Raw genomic sequence first — 4,000 nt, forward strand, 5'->3', positions numbered from 1 at the left:
GCTGGCGGCGTGCTTAACACATGCAAGTCGAACGATGAAGCCTTTCGGGGTGGATTAGTGGCGAACGGGTGAGTAACACGTGGGCAATCTGCCCTTCACTCTGGGACAAGCCCTGGAAACGGGGTCTAATACCGGATAACACTCTGTCCCGCATGGGACGGGGTTAAAAGCTCCGGCGGTGAAGGATGAGCCCGCGGCCTATCAGCTTGTTGGTGGGGTAATGGCCTACCAAGGCGACGACGGGTAGCCGGCCTGAGAGGGCGACCGGCCACACTGGGACTGAGACACGGCCCAGACTCCTACGGGAGGCAGCAGTGGGGAATATTGCACAATGGGCGAAAGCCTGATGCAGCGACGCCGCGTGAGGGATGACGGCCTTCGGGTTGTAAACCTCTTTCAGCAGGGAAGAAGCGAAAGTGACGGTACCTGCAGAAGAAGCGCCGGCTAACTACGTGCCAGCAGCCGCGGTAATACGTAGGGCGCAAGCGTTGTCCGGAATTATTGGGCGTAAAGAGCTCGTAGGCGGCTTGTCACGTCGGATGTGAAAGCCCGGGGCTTAACCCCGGGTCTGCATTCGATACGGGCTAGCTAGAGTGTGGTAGGGGAGATCGGAATTCCTGGTGTAGCGGTGAAATGCGCAGATATCAGGAGGAACACCGGTGGCGAAGGCGGATCTCTGGGCCATTACTGACGCTGAGGAGCGAAAGCGTGGGGAGCGAACAGGATTAGATACCCTGGTAGTCCACGCCGTAAACGTTGGGAACTAGGTGTTGGCGACATTCCACGTCGTCGGTGCCGCAGCTAACGCATTAAGTTCCCCGCCTGGGGAGTACGGCCGCAAGGCTAAAACTCAAAGGAATTGACGGGGGCCCGCACAAGCAGCGGAGCATGTGGCTTAATTCGACGCAACGCGAAGAACCTTACCAAGGCTTGACATATACCGGAAAGCATCAGAGATGGTGCCCCCCTTGTGGTCGGTATACAGGTGGTGCATGGCTGTCGTCAGCTCGTGTCGTGAGATGTTGGGTTAAGTCCCGCAACGAGCGCAACCCTTGTTCTGTGTTGCCAGCATGCCCTTCGGGGTGATGGGGACTCACAGGAGACTGCCGGGGTCAACTCGGAGGAAGGTGGGGACGACGTCAAGTCATCATGCCCCTTATGTCTTGGGCTGCACACGTGCTACAATGGCCGGTACAATGAGCTGCGATGCCGCGAGGCGGAGCGAATCTCAAAAAGCCGGTCTCAGTTCGGATTGGGGTCTGCAACTCGACCCCATGAAGTCGGAGTTGCTAGTAATCGCAGATCAGCATTGCTGCGGTGAATACGTTCCCGGGCCTTGTACACACCGCCCGTCACGTCACGAAAGTCGGTAACACCCGAAGCCGGTGGCCCAACCCCTTGTGGGAGGGAGCTGTCGAAGGTGGGACTGGCGATTGGGACGAAGTCGTAACAAGGTAGCCGTACCGGAAGGTGCGGCTGGATCACCTCCTTTCTAAGGAGCACTTCTTACCAGGCTTCGGTTTGGTCAGAGGCCAGTACACCGGCGAGTGTTCGGTGCTGGTTGCTCATGGGTGGAACGTTGACTATTCGGCACGGTGAGCACGGTTTCGTTAGTACTGCTTCGGCGTGGAAAACGGGAACGGGTTGATCGTGTCGGGCACGTTGTTGGGTGTCTGAGGGTGCGGCCGATATGGCTGTCCTTCTGATCCGGTCCCAGTGAACTCGCCTGTGAGGGTGGGGTGATGGGTGGCTGGTCGTTGTTTGAGAACTGCACAGTGGACGCGAGCATCTGTGGCCAAGTTTTTAAGGGCGCACGGTGGATGCCTTGGCACCAGGAACCGATGAAGGACGTGGGAGGCCACGATAGTCCCCGGGGAGCTGTCAACCAAGCTTTGATCCGGGGGTTTCCGAATGGGGAAACCCGGCAGTCGTCATGGGCTGTCACCCGCTGCTGAACACATAGGCAGTGTGGAGGGAACGAGGGGAAGTGAAACATCTCAGTACCCTCAGGAAGAGAAAACAACCGTGATTCCGGGAGTAGTGGCGAGCGAAACTGGATGAGGCCAAACCGTATGCGTGTGATACCCGGCAGGGGTTGCGCATTCGGGGTTGTGGGATCTCTCTTTCATAGTCTGCCGGCTGTGAGACGAGTCAGAAACCGTTGATGTAGGCGAAGGACATGCGAAAGGTCCGGCGTAGAGGGTAAGACCCCCGTAGCTGAAACATCAACGGCTCGTTTGAGAGACACCCAAGTAGCACGGGGCCCGAGAAATCCCGTGTGAATCTGGCGGGACCACCCGCTAAGCCTAAATATTCCCTGGTGACCGATAGCGGATAGTACCGTGAGGGAATGGTGAAAAGTACCGCGGGAGCGGAGTGAAATAGTACCTGAAACCGTGTGCCTACAAGCCGTGGGAGCGTCGCTGTATGTGCTTGCACATGCAGTCGTGACTGCGTGCCTTTTGAAGAATGAGCCTGCGAGTTAGCGGTGTGTAGCGAGGTTAACCCGTGTGGGGAAGCCGTAGCGAAAGCGAGTCCGAATAGGGCGTTTGAGTTGCACGCTCTAGACCCGAAGCGGAGTGATCTAGCCATGGGCAGGTTGAAGCGGAGGTAAGACTTCGTGGAGGACCGAACCCACCAGGGTTGAAAACCTGGGGGATGACCTGTGGTTAGGGGTGAAAGGCCAATCAAACTCCGTGATAGCTGGTTCTCCCCGAAATGCATTTAGGTGCAGCGTCGTGTGTTTCTTGCCGGAGGTAGAGCACTGGATAGGCGATGGGCCCTACCGGGTTACTGACCTTAGCCAAACTCCGAATGCCGGTAAGTGAGAGCGCGGCAGTGAGACTGTGGGGGATAAGCTCCATGGTCGAGAGGGAAACAGCCCAGAGCATCGACTAAGGCCCCTAAGCGTACGCTAAGTGGGAAAGGATGTGGAGTCGCAGAGACAACCAGGAGGTTGGCTTAGAAGCAGCCACCCTTGAAAGAGTGCGTAATAGCTCACTGGTCAAGTGATTCCGCGCCGACAATGTAGCGGGGCTCAAGCGTACCGCCGAAGTCGTGTCATTCGTACATATATCCCCAACGGGAGTACGGATGGGTAGGGGAGCGTCGTGTGCCGGGTGAAGCAGCCGCGGAAGCGAGTTGTGGACGGTTCACGAGTGAGAATGCAGGCATGAGTAGCGATACACACGTGAGAAACGTGTGCGCCGATTGACTAAGGGTTCCTGGGTCAAGCTGATCTGCCCAGGGTAAGTCGGGACCTAAGGCGAGGCCGACAGGCGTAGTCGATGGACAACCGGTTGATATTCCGGTACCCGCTTTGAAACGCCCAGTACTGAATCAGGCGATGCTAAGTCCGTGAAGCCGGCCCGATCTCTTCGGAGTTGAGGGTAGTGGTGGAGCCGATGAACCAGACTTGTAGTAGGTAAGCGATGGGGTGACGCAGGAAGGTAGTCCAGCCCGGGCGGTGGTTGTCCCGGGGTAAGGGTGTAGCCCGTGTGGTAGGTAAATCCGTCACACGTTAAGGGTGAGACCTGATGCCGAGCCGATTGTGGTGAAGTGGATGATCCTATGCTGTCGAGAAAAGCCTCTAGCGAGTTTCATGGCGGCCCGTACCCTAAACCGACTCAGGTGGTCAGGTAGAGAATACCGAGGCGTTCGGGTGAACTATGGTTAAGGAACTCGGCAAAATGCCCCCGTAACTTCGGGAGAAGGGGGGCCATCACTGGTGATCCGATTTACTCGGTGAGCTGGGGGTGGCCGCAGAGACCAGCGAGAAGCGACTGTTTACTAAAAACACAGGTCCGTGCGAAGCCGTAAGGCGATGTATACGGACTGACGCCTGCCCGGTGCTGGAACGTTAAGGGGACCGGTTAGCTGACTTTCGGGTTGGCGAAGCTGAGAACTTAAGCGCCAGTAAACGGCGGTGGTAACTATAACCATCCTAAGGTAGCGAAATTCCTTGTCGGGTAAGTTCCGACCTGCACGAATGGCGTAACGA

The 4,000-nt window shown here is 57.2% G+C and carries 2 rRNA genes; both read left to right on the plus strand.

Annotated features, from left to right (window positions below):
• A 16S ribosomal RNA gene (locus AC069I_RS44305) occupies window positions 1–1,492 on the plus strand; the annotation flags it as partial.
• A gap of 301 nt (window positions 1,493–1,793) precedes the next feature.
• A 23S ribosomal RNA gene (locus tag AC069I_RS44310) occupies window positions 1,794–4,000 on the plus strand; the annotation flags it as partial.

This window comes from Amycolatopsis sp. NPDC043885 (assembly GCF_056435685.1).